A 26,877-nucleotide genomic window follows, 5' to 3' on the forward strand; every position below is an offset into this window, starting at 1 on the left:
CACATCATCGGTACAGGCCATAAAAAAGGGCGCAGGTTTTATCTTGCGCCCCTTATCTATTAGACTTGATAGCTCAACTTAACGTGCAGGCAGCGGCATCCAGTCAGGAACCGACACATCCGCATGGGCGAACTGAGGCAGTTTGGCCGAAAGGTCTGCCATGTTTTTGATATCACCCGTCATCAGCATTTCCTGAGTGATCAATGTCGGTGGTACAATCACGTTGTGAGCAACCTCTTCGCCTGCCAACAGCATGGCAAGTGTACGTACAGAGACTTCACCAACCACTGCAGGGTTGGTTGCTGCGGTCGCTGCCCAAGCACTGTTGTCTTCCAACATTGCCGAAATGTCAGCCGTGGACACATCTGCCGAGTAAATTTTGATCTGTTCGCTCATACCAGCTTCGTCGACTGCAATTTTGACGCCCTTGGCGAATTCATCATAGGGCGCGAACATCACGGTGATATCCGGGTTGGCCTGCAATACCGAGCGCGCCTGGTTAGCTACAGAGTTCGCGATCGGATTGTCCAGCGTGCCAAAAACAGCGGCTTCGTCAATGCCTGCGTATTTCTCGCGAAAGATCTTCCAGGTTTCGTCGCGACGGTCCAGTGGCGCGATACCAGGTACATAAACATACCCAGCCTTCCAGGCTTCACCATTATCGATGACCGCCTGTTCCAACGCTAAGCGGGCCAGATCCCGGTCTGACTGTTCGACCTGTGGCACCGCTGGGTTTTCGACATTAACGTCAAATGCCACGACTTTAATGCCAGCATCCAGTGCCCGCTGAACAGCGTCTTGCATAGACTCAGTCAGGCCGTGCTGCACGATAATCCCATCGACTCCCAAGGCGATTGCTTGATCTACCATGTCAGCCTGAAGAGCGGCATCCTGACGGCTGTCGAAAATACGAAGGTCTACACCAATAGCTGCGGCCTGGCTCTCGACGCCTGACAAATAGGCCTGAAAGAAATCACCAGTAGAAAGGTAACGCACCAAGGCGATTTTAACGTCGCCAGCGTTATCAAACGGCGCTGGCATGTCTGCCGCAAGTGCCGGTGAAAACCCTGCGGCGAGTGCCACCGCACTGCTCGCCAGTTTCATGAATACTCGACGTGAAAAGTCCATTTCCATTCTCCCTTTTGATATTTTTGTTAGTGGCCCTAATGAGCCCCTCCGCGTTTTGACAAAGCGAAGGTGAAGACAAGTGCTACGACTAAAACCGCGCCCTTGACGAAATCTTGGGTGTAGTAAGGGGCGTTCATCATCGTCAGCCCTTGCAGAAGAATGCCGATGAACAAAGCGCCGATGATGGTGCCAAATGCGTTGGGCTTTGCTGCGCCCAGAACCGCGAACCCGATGAGCGCGGCCGCAACTGAATCCAGCAACAGATTGTTGCCCGAAGCGATATCCCCACGCCCCAATCGGGCCGCCAGCAATATGCCACCAACAGAGGCCAGCACACCCGATATCATATAGGCAAGAACCTTGTACCGATTGACATTGGCCCCAGCCAGGCTTGCGGCGCGTTGGTTCGAGCCAATGGCGTACATGACACGTCCATGCCGGGTCAGCTCCATGAATCCCCATACCAACAGACCAACGACCAGCAATATAATCACAGAGACAGGTATGAGGTTGTCGATGAAGAAGTCGAACCGGTGTCGACCAAGCGCCAGAAATGCCTTTGAAAAGGTTCCCTCGGCCACACGCCCGTCCGGCAAGGTCATACCTGTAGCGATTGAGCGCCCCTGGGTGGGAATTCGTTGAAGGCCTACCAGTAGGAACATCATACCCAAGGTTGCCAAGAGGTCAGGCACCCGCATTTTCACGATGAGGAGCCCGTTGATCAGCCCAACTACAGCGCCCATGGCGAGACACATCCCAACCGCAGTTACGGCGCTTAATTCCCAGACGACCAAAACATAAGATGACAACATCAGAGAAGTGGTCGCCACCGAACCGATGGAAAGATCGAAACCATCAACCACCAGTGTCACGGTCACACCAAGGGCCAGAATGCCGGTGATTGCCACTGACTGGAAAATGAACACCGCGCTATAGGGCCCCATAAAGCCTTCGGCAAAAATACTGAAGAACAGAACTAACCCAAGGGTCAGCGCAATAAAGCCGTACCGGATTGCAAATTCAGTCACTGTTAGTTTGGGTTTCACGTGTAGCGCGGTGTCGGACAGCGTGTCGTTTGAGGTTTCAGATTGCATGTTCTGTCTTGTCCGTTGTTTCACTTTGTTGCCCAGCGACCTGAGTCAGCACGCGCGCCAGATCAACATTGTCGTTTCGGTGATCTCCAACAATTGTATGATCGGCCATCACAATAATTCGGTCAGAAATTTCCAGTGCCTCGTCCATTTCAGCCACTAAAACGACAGTGGCGCGGGTATCGGCGGTCTCTCGAATTTTGTGGCCAATATCGCGGCGGGCTTTGATGTCAACGCCTTGAAAAGGCTCGTCCAGCACCAGAAGGTTTGAGGCTTCGGATAGCCAGCGCCCCACCATGACTTTTTGCTGGTTGCCACCTGACAGGCTACCAATCTCATCCCCGTCGCTCTGGCACACAATTCCCAGATCAGTAATTGTGCACTGCGCCTTAGTCCGCTCGCTTCGGCGGTTCAGAAAGGAAAAGGCAGAGTGCCTATCAAGAAACGGTATGGTGATGTTCCGGGAAATATCAAAATCCTGCACCACCGCGTTGCTGGCCCGATCCTTGGGGCACAAAAAAACGCCTGCATTGATGGCCTGCCGCTGCGTGATGGGGTGATACGGTTTTCCATGCAGGCTCATGCTGCCGGTTATTGGCTGTCCTAAACCGAACAATATATTGGCAAAATCCGTCTTTCCGCTTCCTACAAGGCCGGTAATAGCCACGACCTCATTTGCATGCAGGTCAAGCGAGAAGGGTTTGGATCCGGGGCGCAGAGAGATATCACTCAGTCGTATAACTGGCGCGCCAGCCTCCGGGATGTGAACATCCACATCCGTCATGGCATGCCCTAGCATGGCTTTTACAGCGCCCTCATAATCCAGTGGAGCTGTCTCGAACACACCCGAGATTATTCCGTCGCGCATACTAACGATACGGTCGGCAATGCGGCGAATATCAGACATGCGATGTGAAATATAAAGAATGGCCGCACCGGCGTCGCGCAAACGGTCTAGCAACCTGAACAGTCTCTGGGCCTCAACAGCGGACAACGACGACGTTGGCTCGTCAAGAATAAGAAGCTTGGGCTTATGGGCCATGGCCCGGGCAATGGCTACCAATTGCCGGTCTGCCAAGCCCAGTTCGCTAACCGTTTGTGTCACGTCAACGTTCAACTCCATGGCAGCGGCTATTTTACGCGCCTCAGCGCGATGCTTTCGTTTATTTAGGAAAAAGCCACTTCCCGGTGCTGTCAAATGGTCAAGCATCAGGTTTGAGGCGATGTCCAAGTCAGGAATAACGCCGTCATTAATACTTTGATGAACCGTTACCACACCTGCACGAATAGCTTCAGACGGGCTGGATGGACTGAACGGCTCGCCACCCAAAGTGATCGTGCCAGCGTTCGCTGTGTGAACTCCACATAGGATTTTTACCAGTGTTGATTTCCCAGCCCCATTGGCCCCCATCAGAACGGTGATCTCACCAGGGTTCAGCACTAGATCAACACCCCGCAAGACATCGTTGGCACCAAACACCTTGGTGATCCCCGCCAGTTTCACAGCATCATTCCGCACCGGTTTCCCTCCCTGATACGGAAGCCTAATGGCCACTTCTGTCATATGTCAACAACTATTGACTTTTGAATGAGGCTCTAGAAGATTGCTGTTAACACTACGGGAATTAACTGTTGCAAGGGGGCAAAATGAACAAAGTGGATCCAAGTTACCAACCGCTGACCACCGATATGCTGGCAATTCGGCTTGGGAAAATCGATGCCCTTACCACCCTATTAGGCACGGACACATCCACTTGGACATCCAAGGAAGTTGGTGACGGGAACCTGAATTTGGTTTTCATTGTCCAAAGCGATCAAGGCAGTGTGATCGTCAAACAGGCGCTTCCTTATGTTCGGCTTGTGGGCGACAGTTGGCCGCTGCCACTAAGACGATCTTATTTTGAGTACCATGCTCTAATTCGTCAGGACAAACGGGCGCCTGATACCGTGCCCGAAGTCTATTACTTTGACGAAACTCAAGCCATTATTGTAATGGAGTACTTTAACTCCCACGTCATTCTGCGGCAAAGCATGATGGCTGGAAAAACACATAGCGGACTGGCCGAGACTTTAGGTTTATACTGTGCACGCACTTTATTTCGTGGCTCAGACCTAAGTATGAACACAGCGAATCGCAAAGCAGACATGGCCTTGTTCGCCAATAGTGTAGAGCTGTGCGACATCACCGAAACGCTGGTATTTTCCGACCCGTATTTTAACGCTGAACGAAACCACCATACACCGCAGCTAGATGCCCTAGTGGCCACACTGCGAAGTGACGTGGATTTAAAAGTCGAAGCCCACCACTTAAAAGCCAAATTCTGCAATAACGCAGAAACTATGCTGCATGGCGATCTGCACACGGGCTCGGTCATGGTCAGCGACACCGAGACAAAGGTAATCGACCCAGAGTTTGCGCTCTATGGGCCTATGGGCTTTGATATTGGTATGCTTCTGGCCAATTTTTGGATGGCCTATTTCGCTCAACCCGGCCACGCCGAGGCACCGGGTGCACGTGTAGCGTACCAAGAATGGATCTTAGGTGTCGTCGACGAGATTTGGACAATTTTCAGCACAGAGTTCTCACGACTGTGGCGTGAAGAGAGAACAGGAATTCTATACGAGAAAACGCTATTCGAAGATCAAGGGCATGCACTGGCCAGCGAACAGGCACTTAGCCACCGTCTGAATGACATCTGGCAGGACACGCTTGGCTTTGCGGGCGTCGAAATCATTCGACGCACGTTGAGCCTGGCCCATATCGCCGAGAACGAAACTATAGAAAATGATGAACTGAGAGCGGATTGCGAAGCGCGTGGGCTCAAACTAGGCCGGGCGCTTGTTGTTAATCGAACCCGGATGAATTCCATGGCGTCGGTCCATGATCTGGCTCGTGTAATTGCTGTGGAGGCAAAAGAATGAAAGTTGGCGCTAAGCACTATCGCTCAATTTGGTATGATGATGCAGAGCAGGTGGTGAAAATTATCGACCAACGCTGGCTGCCCCATGAATTCCGCGTCGTCAATTTGAAGAGCCGCAATGACTTCGCCGTCGCTATCCGTGACATGTGGGTGCGCGGTGCCCCTCTGATCGGCGCTACGGCGGCCTTTGCTGTGTCTGAAGAAATGAAGCGTGATGCTTCTGACGCTTCGTTGAATGAAACATGGGAGATTTTGCATGAAACCCGCCCGACAGCGATCAACCTACGTTGGGCGCTAAACGAAATGCGCGCGCGGCTTAAAGATCTTCCCGAAGCCGACCGTGCAGCAGCAGCACATATCCTTGCACAACAGATTTGCGAAGAAGATGTCGAGTGCAACCGCCAAATCGGACTTAATGGTCTGGAAATAATTAAAAAAATTGCCGCAGCAAAGAAACCTGGCGAAGCCGTGAACATCCTAACTCACTGCAATGCTGGCTGGCTGGCGACGGTGGATTGGGGTACTGCTACCTCGCCAATGTACCATGCTGCCGAGGCTGGTATTCCCGTCCATATATGGGTTGATGAGACTCGCCCCCGCAATCAGGGCGCGCAGTTGACCGCTTGGGAAATGGACAGCCATGGGATGTCGCACAAACTGATCGTCGACAATGCTGGTGGCCACTTGATGCAGCACGGTGACGTCGACCTAGTGATTGTTGGGACAGATCGCACCACCTCGCACGGGGATGTCTGCAACAAGATCGGCACTTATCTAAAGGCGCTGGCGGCACGGGATAACAATATCCCGTTCTATGTGGCCCTGCCATCTCCGACCATTGACTGGACCCTAAAGGACGGTGTCGCGGAAATTCCGATTGAAGAACGCGATGGCGATGAAGTGACCAAAGTCTGGGGTAAGATGGAAGATGGTCGCGTCGGCCAGATTCAAATTTGCCCCGATGGCACACCAGGTGGTAATCCGGCCTTTGATGTTACACCAGCGCGCTTGGTAACAGGCCTGATCACGGAACGGGGAATATGTGATGCCTCTGCCGAAGGTCTTGCTGAATTGTTCCCTGAGCGGGTTCTGAACTAATTCGCAGTCTCTAGCATTAGCCGGGCGGTTTCGTTGCTTGTCACAACATGAGTAACGCAGCCACCCGCGATGGCGGATAGCATTGGCGCCACCTTGGACGCCCCTTCGGAGACCAGCAAGCCAACCTCTAATCCTTGGAGATTATCAAGGGTGATACCAATCATTCGATCGTCCAATTCACCAGGGATGGCTTGCCCTTCTGCGTCAATGAACCGTCCGCACAGCACACCTGTCGCCCCCTGTTTGACATACCAATCCAAATCGGAGCGACTGGCTAAACCACTGCTGACAATATGGCTATCCGGCTCACATGAACCAGCGGCAAACAGGGCTTTATTACAATGACCTAAGGCATCAAGCTGACTCTTGATAATAGGTTCATCCCTTAATCGCGCCGCAAGGTCCGGATCGCTAAGCACCGCTGGGGCATGCAGGTTGATACATTTTGCCCCTAAATTCTGTGCCATATGCGCTGAACAGACCTCGGCGGCAAACCCATATGGCGTTGCCATGGATCCGACCAGTTGAGATACCGTAACGTCACTAATTTTCGTCTGTTCAATGGCTTCAGCAACTTCAAAAATTGTCCGTCCCCATGCAACACCCAGCCGGTCACCGGGGGCTAATAGACTGGGCAGCCAATCGGCGGCACCCCGCGCCACTCGCATCAGCGCCTCTTCCTCGGTTCCTTTTCCTCGGGGTAAAACAAATGCCGCCTGAAGACCAAATTTCTCACGCAGATCCTCAGCCAACTGATGACTTGTAAAAACCTCCGGTGCCAAACTGATACGAATGTACCCTCGTTCTCGGGCTTCCTGAAGGTAATTCACCACAGTCGCTCGTGAGACTTGAAGCAATTTTGCAATCTCAGTCTGGTTCAACCCATCATGATAGTACATCCACGCTGCTTCGATCACGATGCTCTCACCGCTCACCTGCCCGGCTGTCCGTCTGCGTTGTGAAGTAGCCATAGAATACCCTCCTTTAGTTATTTGACACCACATGCTGACATTTGTCAAAAAGTATGCTCTAACGCGAGAAACGCACACTTGAAAGGGTATATTGGCCATGGTCCTTAACAGATGGAATGACAACGAAGCAAAGAATTTCATGGACGAGGCCGGGGACGACCCTGCAGATCGCGAACTGGCGTTACGAGTGTACACGTCTCAGATCATAGGGCAGGATTCCAACCTTGTGCTGCACGGCGGCGGGAACACCTCGTGCAAGGTGAAACGCAAGGATATCTTTGGCAACGAGATGAACGTTTTACACGTTAAAGGTAGTGGCTGGGATCTGGGTGTCATCGAGGCCGCAGGCCTACCCGGTGTGCGCCTGGACCCTCTACTCGAATTGCGTCAGCTTGATGCGCTAAGCGATGAAGACATGGTCAACCTGCAACGGGCCAATTTGCTTGACTCCACGTCTCCAAACCCATCCGTCGAAACCTTACTGCATGCATTCTTACCGCACGCATATGTTGATCACACACATGCTACAGCCATGTTGTCGTTAGCTGACCTACCTAATGTTCAGAACGTGGTTGCGGAGATTTTTGGCGACAGTCTGGTTTGTGTCCCCTTTATCATGCCAGGTTTTGAGTTGGCTAAGGTCGCCGCCCAAGTCTATGATGCAAACCCGAATGTTGAAGGGCTAATCCTTGTCAACCACGGACACTTCGCCTTTGGAGACACTGCCAAGCAGTCATATAACCGTTTGATTGAACAGACCAATATGGTCGAGGCCTGGCTAGAGAAAACCAGCGGTTCGGTTCCAAAAACTGCCAGTGGCCAGTCAGAGGAAATGTCCGCAAGGGCCGCTGATATTCTGCCAATGTTGCGCGGCATCATAGGCGATGCGAATGCCAAGTTTACCGGTGATCGCGACGTTGCCATGCCTGTTATGGACATGCGCAATGGCGAAAACGTGCAGGAGTTTTTTGCCCGCGACGATCTTGCGGCCATGTCCCGACGAGGCGTTGCAACCCCAGATCATGTCATCCGCACCAAGAACTACCCGCTTCATTTGACGAAAGAAATTCTTGCAAGTGGACGCGAGAGTGTCGCCAAAGCGGTCGATGACTTCATAGTTGAATACACTGCATATTTTAAAGCAAACAATGCCCGCTCGGGTGGTAATAAGACGATGCTGTTGCCTACTCCTAATCTGGCATGGATCGAAGGTGTTGGCGTTGTTGGCCTCACGGCCAATGCTAAAGCCGCGACAGTGGCATCGGATCTGGCAGCGCAAAACATCACCGCGATGATCAATGGCGAATCCTGTGGTGGTTTCTATCCTGTGGATGCCTCAAGACTTTTTGACATGGAGTACTGGTCACTTGAGCAGGCTAAGCTTGGAAAAGGTAAGCCACCTACTATGCAGGGTCGCGTCGTAATGGTTACTGGAGGCGGTGGCTCAATCGGGTTGGCAACAGCCCACGAATTCGCCACGCTTGGCGCCGACGTATTCCTGGTCGACCAAGAATCTGAGGCGCTTCAGAACGCTCTGGCTAGCCTAGGAGGGAACCACAGTGGAATAGCATTAGACATAACTGAGACCAACTCCGCCAATTTGGCAATGGAGGCCTGTATTCAGGAGTTTGGCGGGATCGACATTCTAGTGTCAAACGCCGGTGCTGCCTGGACTGGTGAGATGGCAGAGCTAGATGATGAAACCCTGCGAAAAAGCTTCGAGTTGAACTTCTTTGCCCATCAAAATTTTTCCAAAGCTGCGGCAAATATCTTTGCTATCCAAGGGCGTGGCGGACAGATTTTGATCAATGTGTCAAAGCAGGCGGTTAATCCTGGAAAAGGCTTCGGAGCCTACGGCATTCCTAAAGCCGCCACATTTTTTCTGCTGAGGCAACTGGCGCTAGAGCTGGGACCACACGGCGTGCGGGTCAACGGTATCAATGCCGATCGCATACGCTCAGGCCTTCTCGACCAAAGCTTTGTCACGGAACGTGCCGCAGCAAGGGGCATAGATGAAGAGATGTATATGGCAGGCAACCTGTTGCGCCGGGAAGTCGAGGCTGCTCATGTCGGAAAGGCATTCGTTGCTTTGGCCCAAAGCGAACGTACGACGGCCCATGTCATGACCGTAGATGGCGGTAACATAGAGGCAGCGCTACGCTAGCCGTTTAAAGATGTCGCCAAAGTATCAAACATCGCTTGGGCACATTCGAGCAGTGCCCCTTTCCACCCCTCTGAGGAAGTATGAATAAGGTGTTTGAACGGTTAGGAAGAAATCTATCCAACAAGACCAGGACAATCTTGAGCTTAGCAATTATCCAACAAGTTATTGGGATCTGCAGTGATTTAACACAATCTCCTACGCCCTGAAATTCTTATCTGCCACTCCTTTTTACAACTGCCATACTGGACACCTGGTTCCAAACCGTATGGGCCAAAAAAGGCCACATAACTGCGGCCCAATTCATTGTCAGTCAGCCCAAGGCCCATGGTGACCGGCACCACCATCAAACCTTTCAAAACCGTGCCGCCCAAAAAAGTCTCGCTGTCCCTGAATCAAATCAGCAGTCCCACTCCCCTGGGTCATGCCATCGAACCATGACAAGGCAGCGGATAGTGCTGGCACCGGGTGGCCCGCGCTTGTCGCGGCGCCAACTACGGCGCGCAAGGCGGGTAGCGCTTCTTGCAGTCGCGTTACCATGCTGGGCGCAAAACACAGTACATCGTCAGGCGGACCAGCACGAAAGGCAGCGGCAATATCGTTTAACAAAGCAGAGCGAATGATGCAGCCCGCACGCCAGATCTCGGCGCAGCGGGCCAGATCCAGCGACCAGTCATATGCGCGCGATGCCGCAACCAGCAAATCAAACCCCTGACTGTGACTGATGATCCGTGCGGCCAACAGGGCTTGCTCCAATTGGTCAGTCCCCAGCTCAACACTTTCTCGTAAAGGGGAAAATATCGCCTCTCCGGTCTGGCGGACCGGTTTTGCCGCCGACCAAACACGAGCGCTAACTGCTGCTTCGATAGTGGATACAGAAACGCCGAGCTGCAGTGCCTCTATCGCCGTCCAACGCCCCGTCCCTTTCTGGCCCGCGCGATCAAGGATCATCTCGACCAGAGGCTTTCCGGTTGTCGGGTCATCCGTGTTCAACACTGCACCGGTGATCTCGACCAAATAGCTTTGCAGTGGTCCTTTGTTCCATGCGCCGAACACATCACCGATGGCAGCGGGCATCATGCCCAACCCGTCGCGCATCACCCCATAGGTTTCCGCAATCAGCTGCATGTCAGCATATTCGATACCATTGTGAACGGTCTTCACCAGATGCCCGGCGCCATCCGGGCCAACACGGTCAACACATGGCACACCTTCGTATTTTGCTGCGATAGCCTCGACCAAAGGGCGCACGCCGTCCCAAACAGATTGGGTGCCACCAACCATCATGGCCGGGCCGGTACGAGCCCCCTCTTCGCCGCCAGACACGCCCATGCCAAGATAAGCCAGCCCCATAGCCTCAAGCGCCAGAGCATGACGACGGGTATCATGGAAATTAGCATTTCCTGCATCAATGATGACGTCTCCGGGCCGCATATGAGGCCGCGCCTCGGCAATTGAATCCTCTACCGCATCGCCCGCTGGAACCAACAGGATAATCACCCGAGGCCCCGGCATGGTCTTGGTCATTCCGGTGAGGCTTCTATGCGGGGTAAAAGATTCATTCAGCCCATCAGACTTGCTCAGAAATCTGTCTGTGTCCTCCGCATGCAGTGAAGATACATGCAGGTGAAACCCTTTTTCTGCGATATTCTGCGCAAGCGCGGATCCCATAGTGCCAAGACCATAAAGGCCAAAATGTACGGTGGTCATGAAAGGAGTCTCATCTTTCTTCTGTGGATAAGGGGCACAAAAACTATGATAAATATACTCGTACAAGCAAAGCCCCGCCCAAAATGGGCGGAGCGTAGACTATTAAGGTATCCCATGTTTGGCAATTAAGTGTGACCAGCGATACGTCCTCAATAGATTGCAATCCCAGGGAACAGGATCAACAGGATCACTGCAATAATCTGAATTGCGATGAATGGCAGAAGCGCGAGGAATATCTCGCCCAGTGATATGTCTGGTGGCGCCACGCTTTTCAGATAAAACGCGGCGGGTCCAAAAGGTGGGGAAAGGAAGCTGACCTGCATGTTCATAGCAAACAAAACGCCAAACCAGATTGGGTCAAACCCAAGATTAACGACAATCGGCACAAATATCGGCATGGTCAGCAACGCGATACCAACCCAGTCAAGGAACATGCCCAAGACAAACAGGATCAGCATCATGAATAGGATCACCACCATCGGGTTGTCAGAGATCCCAGTGATCAGGGCCTGTACAAATCGAATGCCGCCCATAAGGTTGAATACCCCAACCAACGCCGAGGCACCAATGCCAATCCAAACGATCATCCCCACCGTCGCCAGCGTTTGACGCGCCGCGCCCATCACCAATGACAGGCTGAACTCACGCCGGATCATCGTTGAAAGAGTTACCCCCAACACACCAATGGCCGAAGCTTCGGTGACGCTGGCAATGCCGCCGTAGATCGAGCCTAGAACAAAGATCACAACCATTATTGGCAGGACCAGCCCCTTGAGCAGCCGCAGCTTTTCCGCTCGTGGAATTTCGCCGGGGTCAGGGATCGGCGCGATATCAGGATTGGTATAGGCCCGGATCAGAATATAGGCAGCGTACATCGTTGCCAGCATCAACCCGGGGATAAAGGCGGCAGAGAAAAGGTCACCAATCGACACGCTGGCGGTCAGCCCATATATGATCAACACGATCGACGGTGGGATCATTGTCCCCAACGCGCCACCGGCACAGCAGACGCCGATCGCCAACTTGCGGTCATAGCCAAGGCGCAACATTTGCGGCAGTGCGATGACACCTAATAGCACCACCTCACCTCCGATAATCCCCGACATCGCAGCCAGAACCACTGCCACCAGTAAAGTCTGGATAGCCACACCACCACGCAAGCGACCACCAACCAGCCGCATCGCGTCAAACAGGTCTCGGGCAATGCCAGATCTATCCAATATCGCAGCCATCAGCACAAACATCGGCACCGAGACAAAGACAAACGAGTTCACAAAGCTAAAGATACGGCTGACAATCAGCGGAATTGCTCCGGGGCCGAACCAGCCTAATGCGAAAATTAAAGCCACCAGCAAAGTAACAAACGCCAGCGGCATTCCTGTTAGCAACAACAACAGCAGCGAACCAAACATCAGCAGCGTGGCAGTTTCGATCCCCAATGCCTTGAGGTCTGGAATAAGGGCAAGGAGGTCAATCATTTCCGTTTCGCATAATTAATGGCCAAAATGGCGAATTGCAGGCAAAGCAGGATCAAAACAAAAAGCAGGAACAGCTTGAGCAGACCAGGTGTCGGCGGATCCCAAGCGGATCCTGATGTTTCCAGGCGAAAATCCCCAGCGGGCGTCCAAATCGCTCGCTTAACCACCAGCCATCCGGCCCATGAAAACAATGCCGAGGCCAGCGCACAGGCCATTGAGATCACCACATTGAACACGCGGCGCAGACGCGGCGAGAGCGTATCATAAATGAGTACAACGCGAATATGCTTGTCGGTCGCGGCGCCAAGTAGGCCGCCATAGACAAAAGTAATAGCCGTCAGGAAGATCACGGTTTCATGCGCCCATTTTGTTGGCGCGTTAAACCCATAACGCATGGCCACTTCATAGATAAGCGCCATCGCTGACAGCACGATTGCAATCGCAAACACGTCGCCAACTCGGGTTATTACCCGACCAAGCAAGCCCGCCTCTGGGATGGGCCGATAGGTTTTTTCCTTTGGTATTTCGGTGTTTTGCATAATCTTCTTCCGACAAAGGTTCCGGTCCGCAGCTTGTAGCAACGGACCGGTGTGACAGGGTTAATGCAGCTTATTCAGCCAGCAACCCCTGCTCGGTCAGGTAGGCTGTCAGCACTTCGTATACGCGCTTTGCATTGTCCGACTTCTCGGCAACGGCCACCCACTGGGACTTGGCGATTGTGCGGAATTTCGCACGCTCTTCTGCGGACCAGTTGTGCACAGTGATGTCCGGGTTCGCAATCGCAGCAGCCACCGACACCGCATCACGCATAGCCAGTTGGCTTGTCATGTCGCGGGCAAAATCACGAACTGAGATTTCTAGGATCGACTGAACATCGGCAGGCATGCTGTCCCAAGTGCCCTTATTGATCGACACTTCTACCAAAGGCATCGAGTGGAACCCTGGGTAGACAGGGTGGTTCGCCACATCGTGCATACCCTGCTGATGGTTGGTTGAAAAAACAGTGTAATCGGCAGCATCGATCACGCCTTTGTCCAGTGACGTAAACACTTCAGAACCCGGCAAGTTTACCGGAGCGGCTCCTGCGGCCAAGAATACGTTCTGCACTAGACCTTCGGGGGCGCGCATCTTCAGACCCTTGAGGTCAGCAACACCGTTTAGCGGCACTTTGGAAATAAACGCTTCCAAACCCGGAGTTGTGGCGCCAATGAACTGCAAACCATACGGGTTCAGCAATTCGTTCATCAGCTCCTTGCCGCCACCATATTCGATAAAGTTCAGCATTTCAGCTGGCGAACCATAGGCGCCTACTGGGTTAGCGATCAGTCCAAACGCAGCGTCCTTGCCGGTGAAGTACGAAGTGTCAGTTACATGGCCGTCAATGATACCAGTCGCCACAGCGTCCTGTGTTTCGGTGTGCTGCACAATCGAGCCGACGGGAAGCATCTCAACAGTGACTCGGCCACCGGTCAGTGTTGCAACGCGTTCAGCCCAGGCCTGTTGCAATTCAAAGTTAGGGTTTCCGGCCGGATCTGACGACTGAAAGCGCAGGGCATAATCCTGCGCCAGGCCGACGGTGGCACTGCAAGCCAGTGCGGCCGCGGCGGTTAGGGTTTTAACTAGTTTCATACTCTTGGTTCCTCCCGAATTGAGTATTTGACTTTCAGATGCAGGCGCGTGTTGCGGGCAAAAGCTGCGCAACAATGGCCTTGGTAATTTCCTTGCGACTAAGGTTGATGTCGATGCTAATGTGTTTCTCATCAGGGCTAGGCCGCTCTAAGTCAGCCAATTGGCTTTCCAACAGTGACAGCGGCATAAAATGATCTTTCCTTTGCAACATGCGTTGCTGAATCAGCTGTTTTGGACCGGTCAGGAGAATAAACTGGGCGTCCGGCAAGTGACTGCGGATCAAATCACGATAAGCCCGCTTCAACGCCGAACAGGCGACTACTGCCTGCCGATCAGGGTGCTCCTGCTGCCTCGCCTTGATCTCTTGGCAGATGCCTTCCAACCATGGCCACCGCATTTCATCGGTTAACGGCTCTCCCCGCCGCATTGAAGAAATATTGCTTTCGGGGTGAAAGTCATCGGCCTCCAGATACTGAGCAGACAGGGCCTCAGCCAGATCAAGGGCGACCGAGCTTTTGCCCACTCCGCACACTCCCATGATGAACACTGGATTGCTGCAACCGTTACTCATTCTGCTCCCCCTCTACCGTTCAATGTAAATGATTGCGCAACCATTTTGCAATCCCTGTGGGAAGAAGTATATATTACCCCATAATTTTATAGGTATAGCTCATGTCAAAGCCGACTTTAGTTGATGTAGGACGAGAAGCAGGTGTTAGCGCGATCACTGTATCACGTGCTCTTCGCTCTCCTGAAAAAGTATCTGATTCGCTGCGCGCCAAGGTGGACAACGCGGTACGCAAACTAGGCTATGTCCCCAACCAATCCGCCTCCACACTGGCGGCCAGCAAGACCAATTCCATTGTGGTCATGATCCCCTCGACGTCCAATAACGTGTTCAGTGACGTGTTGCGCGGGATCGATGAGGCATTAAAGGGCAGCAGGTTCACTTTGCAGATCGGCAACACTGGCTACGACCCACTAGAAGAAGAGCGCCTACTGCGTTCATTTCTAAATCCAGCGCCCGCCGGCGTCATCCTTGCTGGTATCGAGCAAACCGATGCCACCAAACAGATGCTTCAAGCAGTTGGCGGTCCTGTCGTTCAAATCATGGACGTCTGTAGTAATCCTATCGATTGGATTATTGGTTTTTCCCATGAACAAGCCGCGCGCACTGCAACCGAGCACCTTATCACGGCTGGGTATCAAAATATTGGCTTCATCGGGGCTCAGATGGATCCACGATCCCAACAGCGTCTCACAGGGTTCAAATCAGCGTTGCAGGCGAAAGATATGCTCCACCAAGACGCGGTGGCCGTGACAAACCGCCCCTCAGATGTCGGCTTGGGTTCTGCCATGTTTTCGCGATTAGTCGGCAATTTCCCCGACTGTGACGCTGTGTTTTGCAATAATGATGATCTGGCCTTGGGTGTTCTATTTGAGTGCCAGCGCCGGGGGTTGTCGGTTCCCGACCAAATCGGAATCTGTGGGTTCAACGATTTAGGCATCACCTCGCAATCAGTGCCGACAGTCACCTCAGTTACGACCCCGCTTAAAGAAATAGGCAGATTGGCCGGGGAAATACTTACCAAAGACCGTCCAGTGTCATACCAACCAGTCGTTGACCTTGGATCCATTTTGGCCATTCGAGACAGCACACGCCGGTACCAATTCGACAATCAGGACATCAACAGAAGGCTTTCTAAATTACGAGCTAACTAGTGGCATGCTCTCGGGAAAAGGCTACTCATGAACCGATGAAAATAGCAGCCTGACATCAAGCCCTGATCCATCTTAACAGGGCTGGAAACCGGTCAACAAACTAGGAACACCTCTACTTGCCTATAATATGTTGGGAAATTCTCAGGTGAATCGCGACCTTGCCTTATTTGCGAATACAACTAGCGATAACATCACTGGAACCTCAGCTAGCACTCCGACGACAGTGGCCAACGCCACACCAGAGTGTAGACCCAATGAGCCGCAATAAATGCGAGTTACTTGGGTGGAATGTTGTCCATGAAGACCCTTTGCTGGAACGGTGACAGAATGAGAAACCGCGGCTGATCATTTTTCGGCACTGATTACCTAACTGTGTGAATCAACGAAGCAAGTTGCTTTACATGCCGAAACCACGAAAGATGGCAAGCCGGTGACCGCAGCCTGCGGGCAGGCCTGCTCCAGCCCGAATGAGCGCGTGAGGGCAAAAAAAGCGGGATCGGCTGGTCTCTCAATGGGCCACTTGTTAGGGCGAAGGCAAGCCCATGTTCGTGCCTGAATTCCCAACACCTCACGATTGCGCCGCTATGCTTCAACAACCATTTGCCAAGTCGAAATGGTGGGTTTTCTCTTTACAACTGGTGTTCCTTCTGAAGCGTGGATATGCAGGAAGACAAAGCCCGAACTGAGTTGTTACAATTGTACCCCTTTGCTAACAACGGCAAGGGTATGGCGAGCGATTACTAGCTCCTCATCCGTTGGAATGACGTACAGCGCAACGCTGCTTGCAGGGGTCGAAAAGCAGGTTGCCCCAGCCTTGTTCGCCGCATGGTCGATTTCAACCCCAAGCCAGCCCAGCTTTTCAGTAATCAGCGCCCGGATCTTTGGTGAATTCTCACCGACCCCTGCCGTGAAGACGAAAGCGTCCAGACCACCAAGAGCCGCGGCGAGCATTCCTGCCATCATTCCGGACCGGTAGACGAAATGATCGACCGCAAATGCTGCGCGTGGGTTGTTGCTGGCCAGCAGGTCGCGCATGTCGCTTGACTGGCCTGATAGTCCCTTGAGGCCGGACTCATTGTACAGCAAATCCGACACAGCATCCACACTCATACCCTTTGCGGTGATCAAGTGCAGCACGACGCCCGGATCAAGCTGCCCTGATCGGGTGCCCATCGGTAGTCCGTCGAGCGCCGTAAACCCCATGGTGCTTTCAATACTACAACCGTCAGAAACAGCGCACATTGATGCACCGCTACCTAGATGAGCGACAATCACCTTGCCCGCAGCCGCGTCGGGTGCAATCTCGCCGAGGCGCCCGGTAATGTATTCATAGGACAGTCCGTGAAATCCATAGCGCCGCACACCTTCTTCATAGAACGCGCTTGGCAAGGCATAGCTGCTGGCAATCTCGTCGTGGCATCGATGAAATGCTGTGTCGAAGCATACGACCTGAGGCACGTCAGGGGCAATCTCTATTGCTAGTTGGATCGGCGCGAGGTTGTTGGGCTGATGCAACGGCGCGAGATCCTGATAAGAGGCAAGCAACTTCAGAACACTAGGGTCAATCAGGACAGGTTCGTCATAGTCTGGTCCGCCATGCACCACACGATGGCCGATAGCGCGAATCCGAAATCTCTTCAAACCGTTCAACCACGTGCGAGTTTCGGTGATCGCAGAGGGTAGATCCGGAACATCCTCGGGCGCGAACCTTTGGTCGATTAGTGCTTCACCATTCGCCCCGGTAGCGCGCAGCCTAGGGCGCACGCCGATACCATCGATTTGTCCGCGAATCTGACGAAAGAGGTCGTAGCCCGCGACCGAGAAAATCTGAAACTTTAGACTGGAAGAGCCTGCATTGATGACAAGGATTGCGTCCATTCCCGGGTTACTGCCTCGGTCCGAAATTTCTAACCCTAGGCCACCTCATCTTGGTTCGTGTCCGTTTCATGATTATATCCTTGCCAATAGATTTGCCTGACGCAGGCGCATAGGATGTCTGCACCACCTGCTTCGACTAGAGCATGTTATAGTTATTCTGGGTACCAATCTGAGGCGGCGCTGCAAGGCCAAAGATCGTTTTGGCCCCCTCGCCAAGTACAACGCTCTTCCGGTGTGGCGAAAAATGTTCCTGGCTTGAGCCAAAAACTGAGTTTTTCAACATGACGCAATCCTCATCTCACCGTTTGAAGTCAGGGTAAGTTCGGGATCATATGTCAGTTTGAATAGCCGAGAGTGTGCGTCGGCAGAGTTTTTGGGTCCAAAGGCTGAGGACACGTTTTCCTTCAACACAAAATTTATCGTGAGAGTTGGCAAAGTAGGGATCAAGACGCGACATCTGCACGCCGGTTAGCCAAATCAGATCTGACATATTCACCGCGCGTTTTTCGAACCGTGGCTCACTGCGACCGCGGGAAATCATTAGGTTGTAACCCTAACCTGCAATCCAAAATGGCGGTTATGTCACCAGCAAATCAATCGCCTCAATTGCATAAAATTCTCTTGCAACAAACCATTGGCCGCAATGCTTTTGACTTGTCTTTTTGACACCCGCGACAAGAGCGGACATTGGCGCAATGCACAGCACAGGGACGCTATAGACTTGGGGTGGGCAAAACACTTTGCACAAATAAGGCAATTGAAGCTCGAAGCGCCCCTGTAGGCCCCTTAATCTTGACACTTTCTGCCTTTGGCCACTCTTGCCTTAGCCAAACTTCCTTGAGCTGCACTGCCTCCATCAGTTCGGCCTCCAATCTCTTAGCTCTCCTCCGTTCTGATTCCACAAAGCTCGCTTTTCGCCGCTCGGCACTCGACTGTACTAAATATGTCCGCTCAGCCCGTTGGCGTTCAGCCTCCACCAAGCTTGCCTTTATCCGTCCTGCGTTTGCCTCTCGGATATGTTCATGAGTGCAGGTGATGTCGGCCATATGGCCAGAGGTCCATTCTTTCATAATTTGCCTTGTCGGTCAGGAAGGTGGGTAATTTCATCAAATTTTACAGAAAAAGTTGAGGATTGAGTTAATGCTGCCTAACGAGGGTTCTATATTTTTAGTTCCCGCACCCGCGAACCTTTCAAGCTAGCACGCACTGAACTGTAGATATGTACGGACCTTTGGGACACTTCCTCTAGATTGCCCAGTTTTGGGTGAAGGAAGTTTTGATAACGAAAGAAGAATGCGAAACAGCTGTTTGTCGACATTGCTAGGACGATTCCAATTGACTCCGTAAGCCAGTATGCCAGACGTTGAATTACCCAAGTGCGCTAACTGCGGTGAAACGCTGATGACTGTGAGGTTGTGTTTGACCTAGCTGATACTTACCCAGAATAGGAAACTCCCGATCACGCCACATCGAAACTTTACGGTAGTAGATAACCGCAAAACTAAAGGTCTGTCATTCCTGAAGAAAGACCAGTGCGATCCTGAGCTAGGTCACTTAGGTTCTTTAATCAGAACCGCAAGGAAGTTATTTGAAATCATCCTGCCAAATCACGTTCGATGTTTTTAGGCTATACTCGCCTTGGCGCAGAGATAAACCTATTGACAAATAAAACAACACACCCGAGCTAAATACCTCGTAAATTTATAGCAATTCAGGGATTCGTGGCGGACAGACAGTCCCCATATTATCCCAAATAATCACCTATTATAATTCAATAAATTTAATATCAATAAAAATTGTACCACACAACATACCACACAAAGCGCGAGAATATGGCTATTTGCATTCAATGAATGAGGTAAAGCTAGCGGCAGTCTCAGCCAACTCTTCCGGCGTAACCCTCTTGTCTTCCAAACTCAGTTCAGGCTCAACTTGGTTCTGGGCCAAAAACATTTTAGCGATACCCCCACGGATTGCAAAATTTACGTTCTGAGGTACGTCGCCGAGGTTCTCTTCCACTATTGCCGCATCTAGCTTCGCTACCACAACACCAATCACCTCACCATCTGAAGCAAGCAAAGGGCCACCAGAATTACCGCTTTGAACAGGAGCGGTAATTTGCAGTGTATTCCCGTCACCTCCAAGACCCTTGAGAGAGGAAACTGCACCGCGTGTAACATTCAATCCACCAAGCAAGCCCGCATACGGATAGCCAATCACCGTTACATCTGAATTGAGTTTGGCCGGGGTAGCTGAAAACACTGCTACACCTTTGCCGTGCGGCAAGTTAGTCTTCAATAATGCCAAATCGAATGGCTCAGAGGCGTCGATCAATTCAGCTTTCACACCGTCTACGAGAATTGCGCCGCAATTCTCTACGACATGAGCATTGGTCAACACATAGCCATCCGCTGAAACCACAAAACCTGTCCCTGTATAGCCCCCACGCTTTGGCAGAGGTGCGGAAGGTTGCGCTGGCGCGTTTGCCTCATTTTGCTCTGTAGAATTGGCTAATGCCATCGTTCTACGAAGGACCTCTATTAACTTGCCATCAACGGTTATGTCCAATGCGCGACTTTGCCCTTTCGCGATACTGGACGTCACCGCCTGCAAAGCATTTAAGTCACGTGCCGATGCGGAGACCATAATTGTAGACCACGCTCCATTGATGAAATTCGAACGCGTATACAGGGTAGACCCATCAGACAGGACAGCCGAAGAGACGGCAAAGTTTGTCTTCCGAACCGAATAAGGCTTTTCCCGCCGTGTATGAGCATCAATTGTGAAGCGGTGCATGTTGGTCGCTGTGGCATTGTCATGCCTACCGATTGAAACAGACAAGCTACTGCCGCTGTGACGATAATTTACAAAGTGGTCACTTGGCGGGTCGGTAACAAGTGTTTTCAGAGGCATCATCACTGACATACCAAGAGCGGGGAAGTATCTCATGTCCCACCCGTCGCGCTCGTAGCGGTCAAAGAAGCTTAACGCTAATACAGCCGTATGCCATTCCTCAGAGGCTCTCCCAAACTCCTTGTAGGAATACCGCTCCATCGCTTCGCGACTCAAACGCCCCCAATCGCCATCTAGCAAACCTACATAGTGGCCCTCAAAAGCCAGCGCTGCTTGGAGGTACCTCCGTTCTGTGTAGGTAAGACCCGCTGAATTGAATCCTTTGAAGAGTTCTTGGTAGTCTTGCGCCTTGGTTATAGCCCCCACCAATGAAAATGCCGAAGACAACAGCAAGATGAAAACCCAACGCATCCTAAACACTAATTCCTCCAGAAATCGTCTCATTCTGTCACACTAGGTGCGATCGCGTTCGCAGTAATAAATAGAACCGCTCTCATCTAGAAACCTCTACCTCACAATTTTTTTGTACTTGAGTGTGCCCCAATTCCGTTTCCACATGCTAGGTTTTCCCGCGCCACCACGGATAGGAGTTAAGTCGGGAAAGCGGGTGACCCGAAGCCTTTGGGCGTTAATTACTCATGCCTCACCTACAGTTTTGGTAATCTGAAGACATGCAGGTGCGGGCAGCGTTCACGGCCTCGGAAATATCCGCTTGCGTCATAACGCCTTCAACTATCTCACGCCACTCTCGCGCCTTCTCAAGCCCATTAGCACCTGAGATGTTAAACCACATATGCGCGCTGATATTGTCCGCCAAAACGCCGACACCGTTATTGTACATGATTCCGAGGTTTGCCTGGGCATTGCGGTGGCCTTGATAGGCAGCAAGACGGTACCACCGCACCGCCTCCTTGCCATTTGCTAGAACACCTCTCCCATTTTTATACATGCCCCCGAGGCTATTCTGGGCGCTGGCGTAGCCTTGGTCGGCCGCAAGACGGTACCAGTACACTGCTTCCTTATCGTCCGCTGGGACACCTCTGTCATAGGCATAAGCGAGTCCGAGGCTATGTTGGGCGTTGGGATAACTTTGGTCGGCAGCAAGACGGTACCACCGCACCGCCTCCTTGTGGTCCATTAGAACACCTTCACCTTTGTCGTGCATAAGACCGAGGGTGTACTGGGCGCTGGCGTCACCCTGGTCGGCGGCCAGCCGGTACCACCGTACCGCTTCCTTGGCATCCTCCGTAACGCCCTTGCCGTTCGCGTACATATACCCGAGGTTATTCAGAGCGTAGGGGTAGCCTTGGTCGGCAGCAAGACGGTACCACCGCACTGCTTCCGTGGCATCCGCAGGAACACCCTTACCGTTACTGTACATATACCCGAGCCTATTCTGGGCGCTGGCGTAGCCCTGGTCAGCCGCAAGACGGTACCAATGCACCGCTTCCTTGTCGTCCTCAGGAACACCCACGCCGTCGGCGTACATGTTTCCTAGGATAAACTGAGACACGGCGTTGCCTTGGCTGGCGAGTGGCAAGAGTTCTTGCATAGCTGCCTGATAGTCACCACGGTCATAGGCATTGACGCCCTTTTCAAAGTCTTGAGCAAAAGAGCCGTTGCCCACAACACTAACGGCAACGGCCAGTGCCACGGCTCGAAATTGGCTATTGAATTTCACTGTCAAACTTTCCCCCACGCGCCTCAAGTCCATCATACGCATCATTCTTATTCATATTAAAATTCTGACACTCAACCGTTATAGGGTCTAAATGTTAGCTGTACAGACGCCACACCCCCTGTTTAATCAGGGTTTTTTTAAATTTGTTCCTTCGGCCTTAAAACACTCTAACTCACCTTTTCCGAGCAAATGCGAGTACTTGCGTACAAACGCTATGTTCGCTTGGTCCTCGCACCACTCAATCTCGAACCGCTTGCGCTGATATGTTCGGTTCCACATGCCTTTGGGCTTCCATGCAATGAAATGTGCCGTTCCAGGCTCGCCACCTAGCGCCATGCGCAGCTTGTTAGCGCGTCTCAGCATCCTGTCGTGTCGGTCCTCTGACTGGCTGCTATAGGCGATGGAATAGCAGTGACGGCAAAGGAAGTATCGTCCACCCGAAAACAGTTTGCCGACACGCCGCCCGCAGTGCTGGCCGTTGACGGCTCCAGAGCAGCAAAAATAGGGGCGCTGACCGCCGTAGTGGCAGTTGGTGTATGTCAGGGGTACGTACTGCGTTACCGGCTCCCAGTCGCCACCATACTGGCTAATGCGATAGTCAAAGATGACACGGCGTTCTTCGGCACGAAATCCAATCTTCGAAATCACCTCACCGTCACGCAACCATTGCCAATTCCCCTGCCAGCCTTCCAGAAGACAGCCTTCGCGGTGCAACCGGTTTACATCCAAGGAACGGCACCCCTCGGCTTTCTGCTTGTAGCTGGGTCGCCCAGAACCATAGCCACCCATCACAGCCACCCCAACTTTTTTCCGAAATCGTTTGGCAACTTGCCGTTTTCTCGGCGTTTTACCCCCATCTGCTTTTTCGTCTTAATTCGTATATGCACTGCGTGTTCCTTCCATGAGAGTGGTAACTAATAGTGTTCCATTCCAGAACCCAAGCACGCCGCCGAAATGGCTCTGACGGGTTCTCTAGCGGACCCACAAACAGGCCTTGGGTTTCAGGGCGGAACCACTCGGATAGCTGACGGGTCCGTTCCAGAACCGCGTTTTGTTTTTTCAGGCCTCCAATCTCGCCAATCATTTGTCGCAGCCTTGTTTCCCGTGCTGGCCTGCGTTGGCTTAGTTGTTAGCCGCCAATCATGAGCGCGCCGGGAATACCAATTGCCGGGAACTTCGAGAACAATGAACCCTTTGGCTTCCAGTTCGACAAAAGCCCGCTGAACGGTGGCTTTACCCAACCCCAAAATTTGCGCTGCCTCATTCATCGACAAATGAATGCGTCCGTTGTTGCCGCCGCTGAACCGCGCGTGAAGCTCGAACCACACCTTGATCGCAGAGCCAGACAACGAACGCCAGGCAGGCGATTTTATCATGGCGTAGGGTAGATTGATGTACTGCCCCTCGTCTGAACGCTTGCCCCTTGGCTTGTACCTGTTCCTAGCCATCCACAGCACCTTCGCCGCGATTGAGCGTGCAATGACGGAGTGGCGCAGGGGAATCCCCCCCCACGCCGTTTTCTGGTGACACTGCCACCTCCATCATTCAGACACCTCTTCATCTTTCAGCGCTCGGGCGGAATGCGGCAATTTCAACAATCGCCAATTGGTTTCTGACTGAAGACTGTAATGGGCGATATTTTCAGGCCCACGATATTCAGCACGAATTGGCCACTTGTAGTTCTTTTTGAGATTGCAAATGATAGCCCCTAAGCGCCAACCTGCGGTTTCGCCAATCTCGTCCATATGGTTGATAGTGCGCCCCTCAATAAGCGCCTTGCAGGTCCAGTAAACTTGTGTGCGGTTGCTGTGCCAGTGATTAGACATAATCGATACGTCCTTTGCTTAGTGTCAGGGGCTGAACGGAATTGCTTTGTCCGCACCAGCGGAACCGACGTTCAAAATAAGTTGCATGGGAAGGGCACGATGTGGCATCAACTGGACTTGTCACGGTGGCAGATGATGTCACTCGAAAAGCCCCTGCCCCGCGTGCGGAGTTGGGGTTTTTCATTACGCGGCCTTTGTGCTGGGATCGACGCGTTGAGCGGCCAGATAGGAGTTTAAATCTGTGCCATGGTAGCCAATGCGCCGCCCGATACGGATAAAGGCAGGTCCACGATTGCGGTGCCGCCATTGGGCGAGCTTTTCCACTGTGCCCAGAACACGAAGTTCAGGGTCTTCAGGAAAGAAAATTCTGTCTTGGTCAAAGATGCCAGCCATCGGCAAACCCTTTCTTGAGGTTATTAACGATAGCTTTGAATTATGTGCAGATTCAGGTGGTTGTCATCAAGTGAGTTTGAGAGCTTAAGCAGTTCTTACATTTCTGGAAAACGCTTAAGCGTTTCCGCGAAAGATAGCGTCATATCTTCTCTTAAATGGTTGTTCTGACCTCAACGGTACAACGTACCGTTCCGCCTGACCCGGAGCTACTTTCCAGAACTTTTCTTCTCGCTTAGCTGCATTCTCAAACGCCTGCATCACAATCGCATCCTCTGACATCCTAGGAAACAGGTCCGCCAATTGCTCAATTGCAAACATGAATGCCTCGAGCCGGGCTTCGCGAGCCAAAGAAGATGATTTACCGCCTCCGCTGCCCGCTTTTTGCGATTGTTCCTTGCGACGGACAATGCTGCTCTCGTATTGGAATTTCCACCTGTAGTGCTCGACCATCCGCCCGAGCTGCATTGCTGAGACCACCAATTTCTCCAACCAATAACCGGGCAATACCGGTTTGCCTTCCGCCACTAAATCTTCCGATAGGTGCCGCTGACTGCCTCGAACTTCTTTGATAAGCGTAAATATATGACGCTCAAACCAACGCCGAGTATATGGGAATATTCGCCCCTCTACCCACTGCTCAAACGTATCTGGTTCACCAGAAAAGACACCAAAATCATAGTCATACGCTTCATCGAAATCTCCATTCGATAGATACTTTTCGTATCGGCGCTTGTATTCACCTATGACCTCATCATGCTTGGAACGAAAATACTTCTCCACCTTGTCGAGATTGAAACCGAATGCGTTTCTCCAAAGCATGTCTGTTTCCCAAGAGGTTTCTTTGAACAAATCCAATTCATCACGATTATCACGCGATGTTGCGACTCGCAGACGTTCCTCGTTCAGCCCGTCCGCGACGGGAAAATACACAGCATCGTCACCCAGCGGATTTGTCTCAAAAAGATTGCCGAGAACTAGTTTTCTCATCTCCATACCGGGGATGTAGTCGTCACGGAAGCCATCCTCTAAAGCATCAGCCAGTTGCTCTATTTCCTCGTCAGTGAGGAATTCACGCTTGTCAATTGTCATCAACACTCCGCCCTTTCAAAAGAAAACCTGACCAAGTGTTCATCATCTCGCGCCGTTTCTTCAGCAAGTCCGACCGCGCATAAGCCCGCTCCACCTCAGACCCCACTTGATGTGCAAGCGCTGCCTCAGCCACTTCTCGGGGAGCGCCAGAAACCTCCGCCGCCCAATCCCTAAACGTGCTGCGAAAGCCATGCACGGTAAAGCCATCGCACCCCATACGGCGTAAAAGCATCAGCATTGACATGTTGGACAGTGGCTTGTGTCGTTTCTGCCCCTCAAATACATAGTCAGACGCCATCGCCATGAGCGGCTTTAGTATCGCAAGCATTTCATCTGTAAGCGGAACGCGGTGTTCTTTACCGCCCTTCATGCGCGCGGCTGGCACGGTCCATAGACGGGCTTCAAAATCGACCTCAGGCCAGGTCATATCCAGAACCTCGGATGTGCGACACGCGGTCAGAATGGTGAATTGCAACGCCTTCGCTGCCGTGGCGCTGCGACCTTCCAATTCTGCATAGAATGCCGGAACGTCCTTCCAGGGCATTGCATCATGATGCTGCACCTTGGCCTTCACTTTAGGAAGAACCCCGGCCTCTTTCACAGCCGTGACCGGATTTTCCCCGTCACGGAAGCCAGAGGATTTTGCAACGTCCAAAACCGCCTTAATCCGCTGAGCCAGCCGCTTGGCCGTTTCGTGTTTGTCCGTCCAAATCGGAGACAGGCACATCAGCACCTCTGGTTGCCCAATGGCATCAACAGGCATCCGCCCAATCTTGGGGAATGCATAATCGCGCAAGGTGTTCAGCCATTGTTGCCCGTGTTTGGGGTTCTTCCATGTGGGCAATCGGTCAATGTGAACCTGACGGCTCAACTCTTCAAAGGATGGTATGTCACGTTTGGCATTGTATCGCGGGTTCAGGCCCGACTTGGCCATGCGGCGATACTCTAGCGCACGCTCACGCGCCTGATTGAGTGTTACAACATCCGCCCCACCCAAACCGAAGTCAGTACGCAGCGGGGCACCCTTAGCGTTCTTCTGTCCCTTTACGGTGACACGCACAATCCAGCGTCGCGCCCCTGAAGGGTCAACCACCAGATGTAGGCCCGCTCCGTCGCCATGACGACCTGGCCCAAGATTCTCCACCAGCTTCCTAGTTAGCTTGCCAACCAGCGCCGCCATTCAACATACCACCGTTCATACCACACAGTGAAAGCGTAGCGGTGCAACTGAATGAAATCCAGAAAAAC

The 26,877-nt window shown here is 52.4% G+C and carries 22 protein-coding genes and 1 pseudogene; 4 read left to right on the forward strand and 19 right to left on the reverse strand.

Going from position 1 to position 26,877, the window contains the following annotated elements; genetic code table 11:
• Nucleotides 1–78: 78 nt before the first annotated feature.
• Genes DL239_RS14610 through DL239_RS14620 form a run of 3 tightly spaced genes read right to left on the reverse strand, consistent with a single transcriptional unit; the run spans nt 79 to nt 3,738 of the window.
• Nucleotides 79–1,128 carry a substrate-binding domain-containing protein gene (locus DL239_RS14610; protein ID WP_167684844.1) on the reverse strand — a complete coding sequence of 350 codons (1,050 nt, stop codon included), beginning with the start codon at nt 1,126–1,128 and terminating at the stop codon, nt 79–81.
• Between the two features lie 35 nt (nt 1,129–1,163).
• Nucleotides 1,164–2,222, reverse strand: a complete 1,059-nt coding sequence (locus tag DL239_RS14615) for an ABC transporter permease (RefSeq protein ID WP_167684845.1) — start codon at nt 2,220–2,222, stop codon at nt 1,164–1,166.
• On the reverse strand, nt 2,212–3,738 hold the full coding sequence (locus DL239_RS14620; protein ID WP_369410574.1) for a sugar ABC transporter ATP-binding protein: 1,527 nt from the start codon (nt 3,736–3,738) through the stop codon (nt 2,212–2,214). The genes DL239_RS14615 and DL239_RS14620 overlap by 11 nt, the downstream gene beginning before the upstream one ends.
• Before the next feature lie 128 nt (nt 3,739–3,866).
• On the opposite strand from DL239_RS14620, the gene mtnK reads away from it, so the two are divergent.
• Together mtnK and mtnA are read left to right on the forward strand one after the other, a co-directional pair.
• Nucleotides 3,867–5,141: an S-methyl-5-thioribose kinase gene (gene mtnK, locus DL239_RS14625; protein WP_167684847.1), complete on the forward strand. Its 1,275-nt coding sequence runs from the start codon at nt 3,867–3,869 to the stop codon at nt 5,139–5,141.
• Nucleotides 5,138–6,238, forward strand: a complete 1,101-nt coding sequence (gene mtnA, locus DL239_RS14630) for an S-methyl-5-thioribose-1-phosphate isomerase (protein WP_167684848.1) — start codon at nt 5,138–5,140, stop codon at nt 6,236–6,238. The genes mtnK and mtnA overlap by 4 nt, the downstream gene beginning before the upstream one ends.
• Here the strand turns inward: mtnA and DL239_RS14635 are convergent.
• Nucleotides 6,235–7,209 carry a sugar-binding transcriptional regulator gene (locus DL239_RS14635; RefSeq protein WP_167684849.1) on the reverse strand — a complete coding sequence of 325 codons (975 nt, stop codon included), beginning with the start codon at nt 7,207–7,209 and terminating at the stop codon, nt 6,235–6,237. The two genes, mtnA and DL239_RS14635, sit on opposite strands and share 4 nt — an antisense overlap.
• Before the next feature lie 97 nt (nt 7,210–7,306).
• On the opposite strand from DL239_RS14635, the gene DL239_RS14640 reads away from it, so the two are divergent.
• The gene (locus DL239_RS14640) at nt 7,307–9,373 is read left to right on the forward strand and encodes a bifunctional aldolase/short-chain dehydrogenase (protein WP_167684850.1); all 2,067 of its coding nucleotides are present in this window, start codon (nt 7,307–7,309) and stop codon (nt 9,371–9,373) included.
• Nucleotides 9,374–9,679: 306 nt separating this feature from the next.
• Here the strand turns inward: DL239_RS14640 and gnd are convergent, their stop codons facing one another.
• The 5 genes from gnd to DL239_RS14665 form a co-directional block, all read right to left on the reverse strand.
• Entirely contained in the window at nt 9,680–11,080 is a 1,401-nt protein-coding gene (gene gnd / locus DL239_RS14645; protein WP_167684851.1) for an NADP-dependent phosphogluconate dehydrogenase, read from the reverse strand.
• A gap of 149 nt (nt 11,081–11,229) precedes the next feature.
• Entirely contained in the window at nt 11,230–12,558 is a 1,329-nt protein-coding gene (locus DL239_RS14650; protein WP_167684852.1) for a TRAP transporter large permease, read from the reverse strand.
• The gene (locus DL239_RS14655; protein ID WP_167684853.1) at nt 12,555–13,097 is read right to left on the reverse strand and encodes a TRAP transporter small permease subunit; all 543 of its coding nucleotides are present in this window, start codon (nt 13,095–13,097) and stop codon (nt 12,555–12,557) included. The genes DL239_RS14650 and DL239_RS14655 overlap by 4 nt, the downstream gene beginning before the upstream one ends.
• Before the next feature lie 70 nt (nt 13,098–13,167).
• Nucleotides 13,168–14,187: a TRAP transporter substrate-binding protein gene (locus DL239_RS14660; protein WP_167684854.1), complete on the reverse strand. Its 1,020-nt coding sequence runs from the start codon at nt 14,185–14,187 to the stop codon at nt 13,168–13,170.
• Between the two features lie 34 nt (nt 14,188–14,221).
• Nucleotides 14,222–14,758 (reverse strand): gluconokinase, encoded by a 537-nt coding sequence (locus DL239_RS14665; RefSeq protein ID WP_206188467.1) that lies wholly within the window; start codon nt 14,756–14,758, stop codon nt 14,222–14,224.
• 101 nt (nt 14,759–14,859) lie between these two features.
• Between DL239_RS14665 and DL239_RS14670 the strand changes: the two genes are divergently transcribed.
• Nucleotides 14,860–15,909, forward strand: coding sequence for a LacI family DNA-binding transcriptional regulator (locus tag DL239_RS14670; RefSeq protein WP_167684855.1), 1,050 nt, complete (start codon nt 14,860–14,862; stop codon nt 15,907–15,909).
• A 141-nt stretch (nt 15,910–16,050) separates the two neighbouring features.
• Here DL239_RS14670 and DL239_RS14675 read toward each other — a convergent pair.
• The 10 genes and pseudogenes from DL239_RS14675 to DL239_RS14720 form a co-directional block, all read right to left on the reverse strand.
• Nucleotides 16,051–16,167: pseudogene (locus DL239_RS14675) on the reverse strand (arsenical-resistance protein); the annotation flags it as partial.
• A 432-nt stretch (nt 16,168–16,599) separates the two neighbouring features.
• The gene (locus DL239_RS14680) at nt 16,600–17,787 is read right to left on the reverse strand and encodes an acetate/propionate family kinase (protein WP_167684856.1); all 1,188 of its coding nucleotides are present in this window, start codon (nt 17,785–17,787) and stop codon (nt 16,600–16,602) included.
• A gap of 1,836 nt (nt 17,788–19,623) precedes the next feature.
• On the reverse strand, nt 19,624–21,084 hold the full coding sequence (locus DL239_RS14685; protein WP_240931877.1) for a S1C family serine protease: 1,461 nt from the start codon (nt 21,082–21,084) through the stop codon (nt 19,624–19,626).
• Nucleotides 21,085–21,283: 199 nt separating this feature from the next.
• Nucleotides 21,284–22,366, reverse strand: a complete 1,083-nt coding sequence (locus DL239_RS21865) for an SEL1-like repeat protein (protein WP_304621510.1) — start codon at nt 22,364–22,366, stop codon at nt 21,284–21,286.
• An 81-nt stretch (nt 22,367–22,447) separates the two neighbouring features.
• Nucleotides 22,448–23,110: a hypothetical protein gene (locus DL239_RS14695; protein WP_167684857.1), complete on the reverse strand. Its 663-nt coding sequence runs from the start codon at nt 23,108–23,110 to the stop codon at nt 22,448–22,450.
• A gap of 212 nt (nt 23,111–23,322) precedes the next feature.
• A complete protein-coding gene (locus tag DL239_RS14700) occupies nt 23,323–23,769 on the reverse strand; it encodes a helix-turn-helix domain-containing protein (protein ID WP_167684858.1) in 447 nt (148 codons plus the stop codon).
• 93 nt (nt 23,770–23,862) lie between these two features.
• Nucleotides 23,863–24,147: a hypothetical protein gene (locus tag DL239_RS14705; RefSeq protein WP_167684859.1), complete on the reverse strand. Its 285-nt coding sequence runs from the start codon at nt 24,145–24,147 to the stop codon at nt 23,863–23,865.
• A gap of 233 nt (nt 24,148–24,380) precedes the next feature.
• Nucleotides 24,381–24,527 (reverse strand): hypothetical protein, encoded by a 147-nt coding sequence (locus tag DL239_RS14710; RefSeq protein WP_167684860.1) that lies wholly within the window; start codon nt 24,525–24,527, stop codon nt 24,381–24,383.
• A gap of 127 nt (nt 24,528–24,654) precedes the next feature.
• Nucleotides 24,655–25,629, reverse strand: a complete 975-nt coding sequence (locus DL239_RS14715) for a hypothetical protein (protein WP_167684861.1) — start codon at nt 25,627–25,629, stop codon at nt 24,655–24,657.
• Nucleotides 25,619–26,809: a tyrosine-type recombinase/integrase gene (locus DL239_RS14720; protein WP_167684862.1), complete on the reverse strand. Its 1,191-nt coding sequence runs from the start codon at nt 26,807–26,809 to the stop codon at nt 25,619–25,621. The genes DL239_RS14715 and DL239_RS14720 overlap by 11 nt, the downstream gene beginning before the upstream one ends.
• Nucleotides 26,810–26,877: the final 68 nt, after the last annotated feature.

Origin of the sequence: Parasedimentitalea denitrificans (assembly GCF_011813015.1) — a bacterium.
Classification (GTDB): domain Bacteria; phylum Pseudomonadota; class Alphaproteobacteria; order Rhodobacterales; family Rhodobacteraceae; genus Parasedimentitalea; species Parasedimentitalea denitrificans.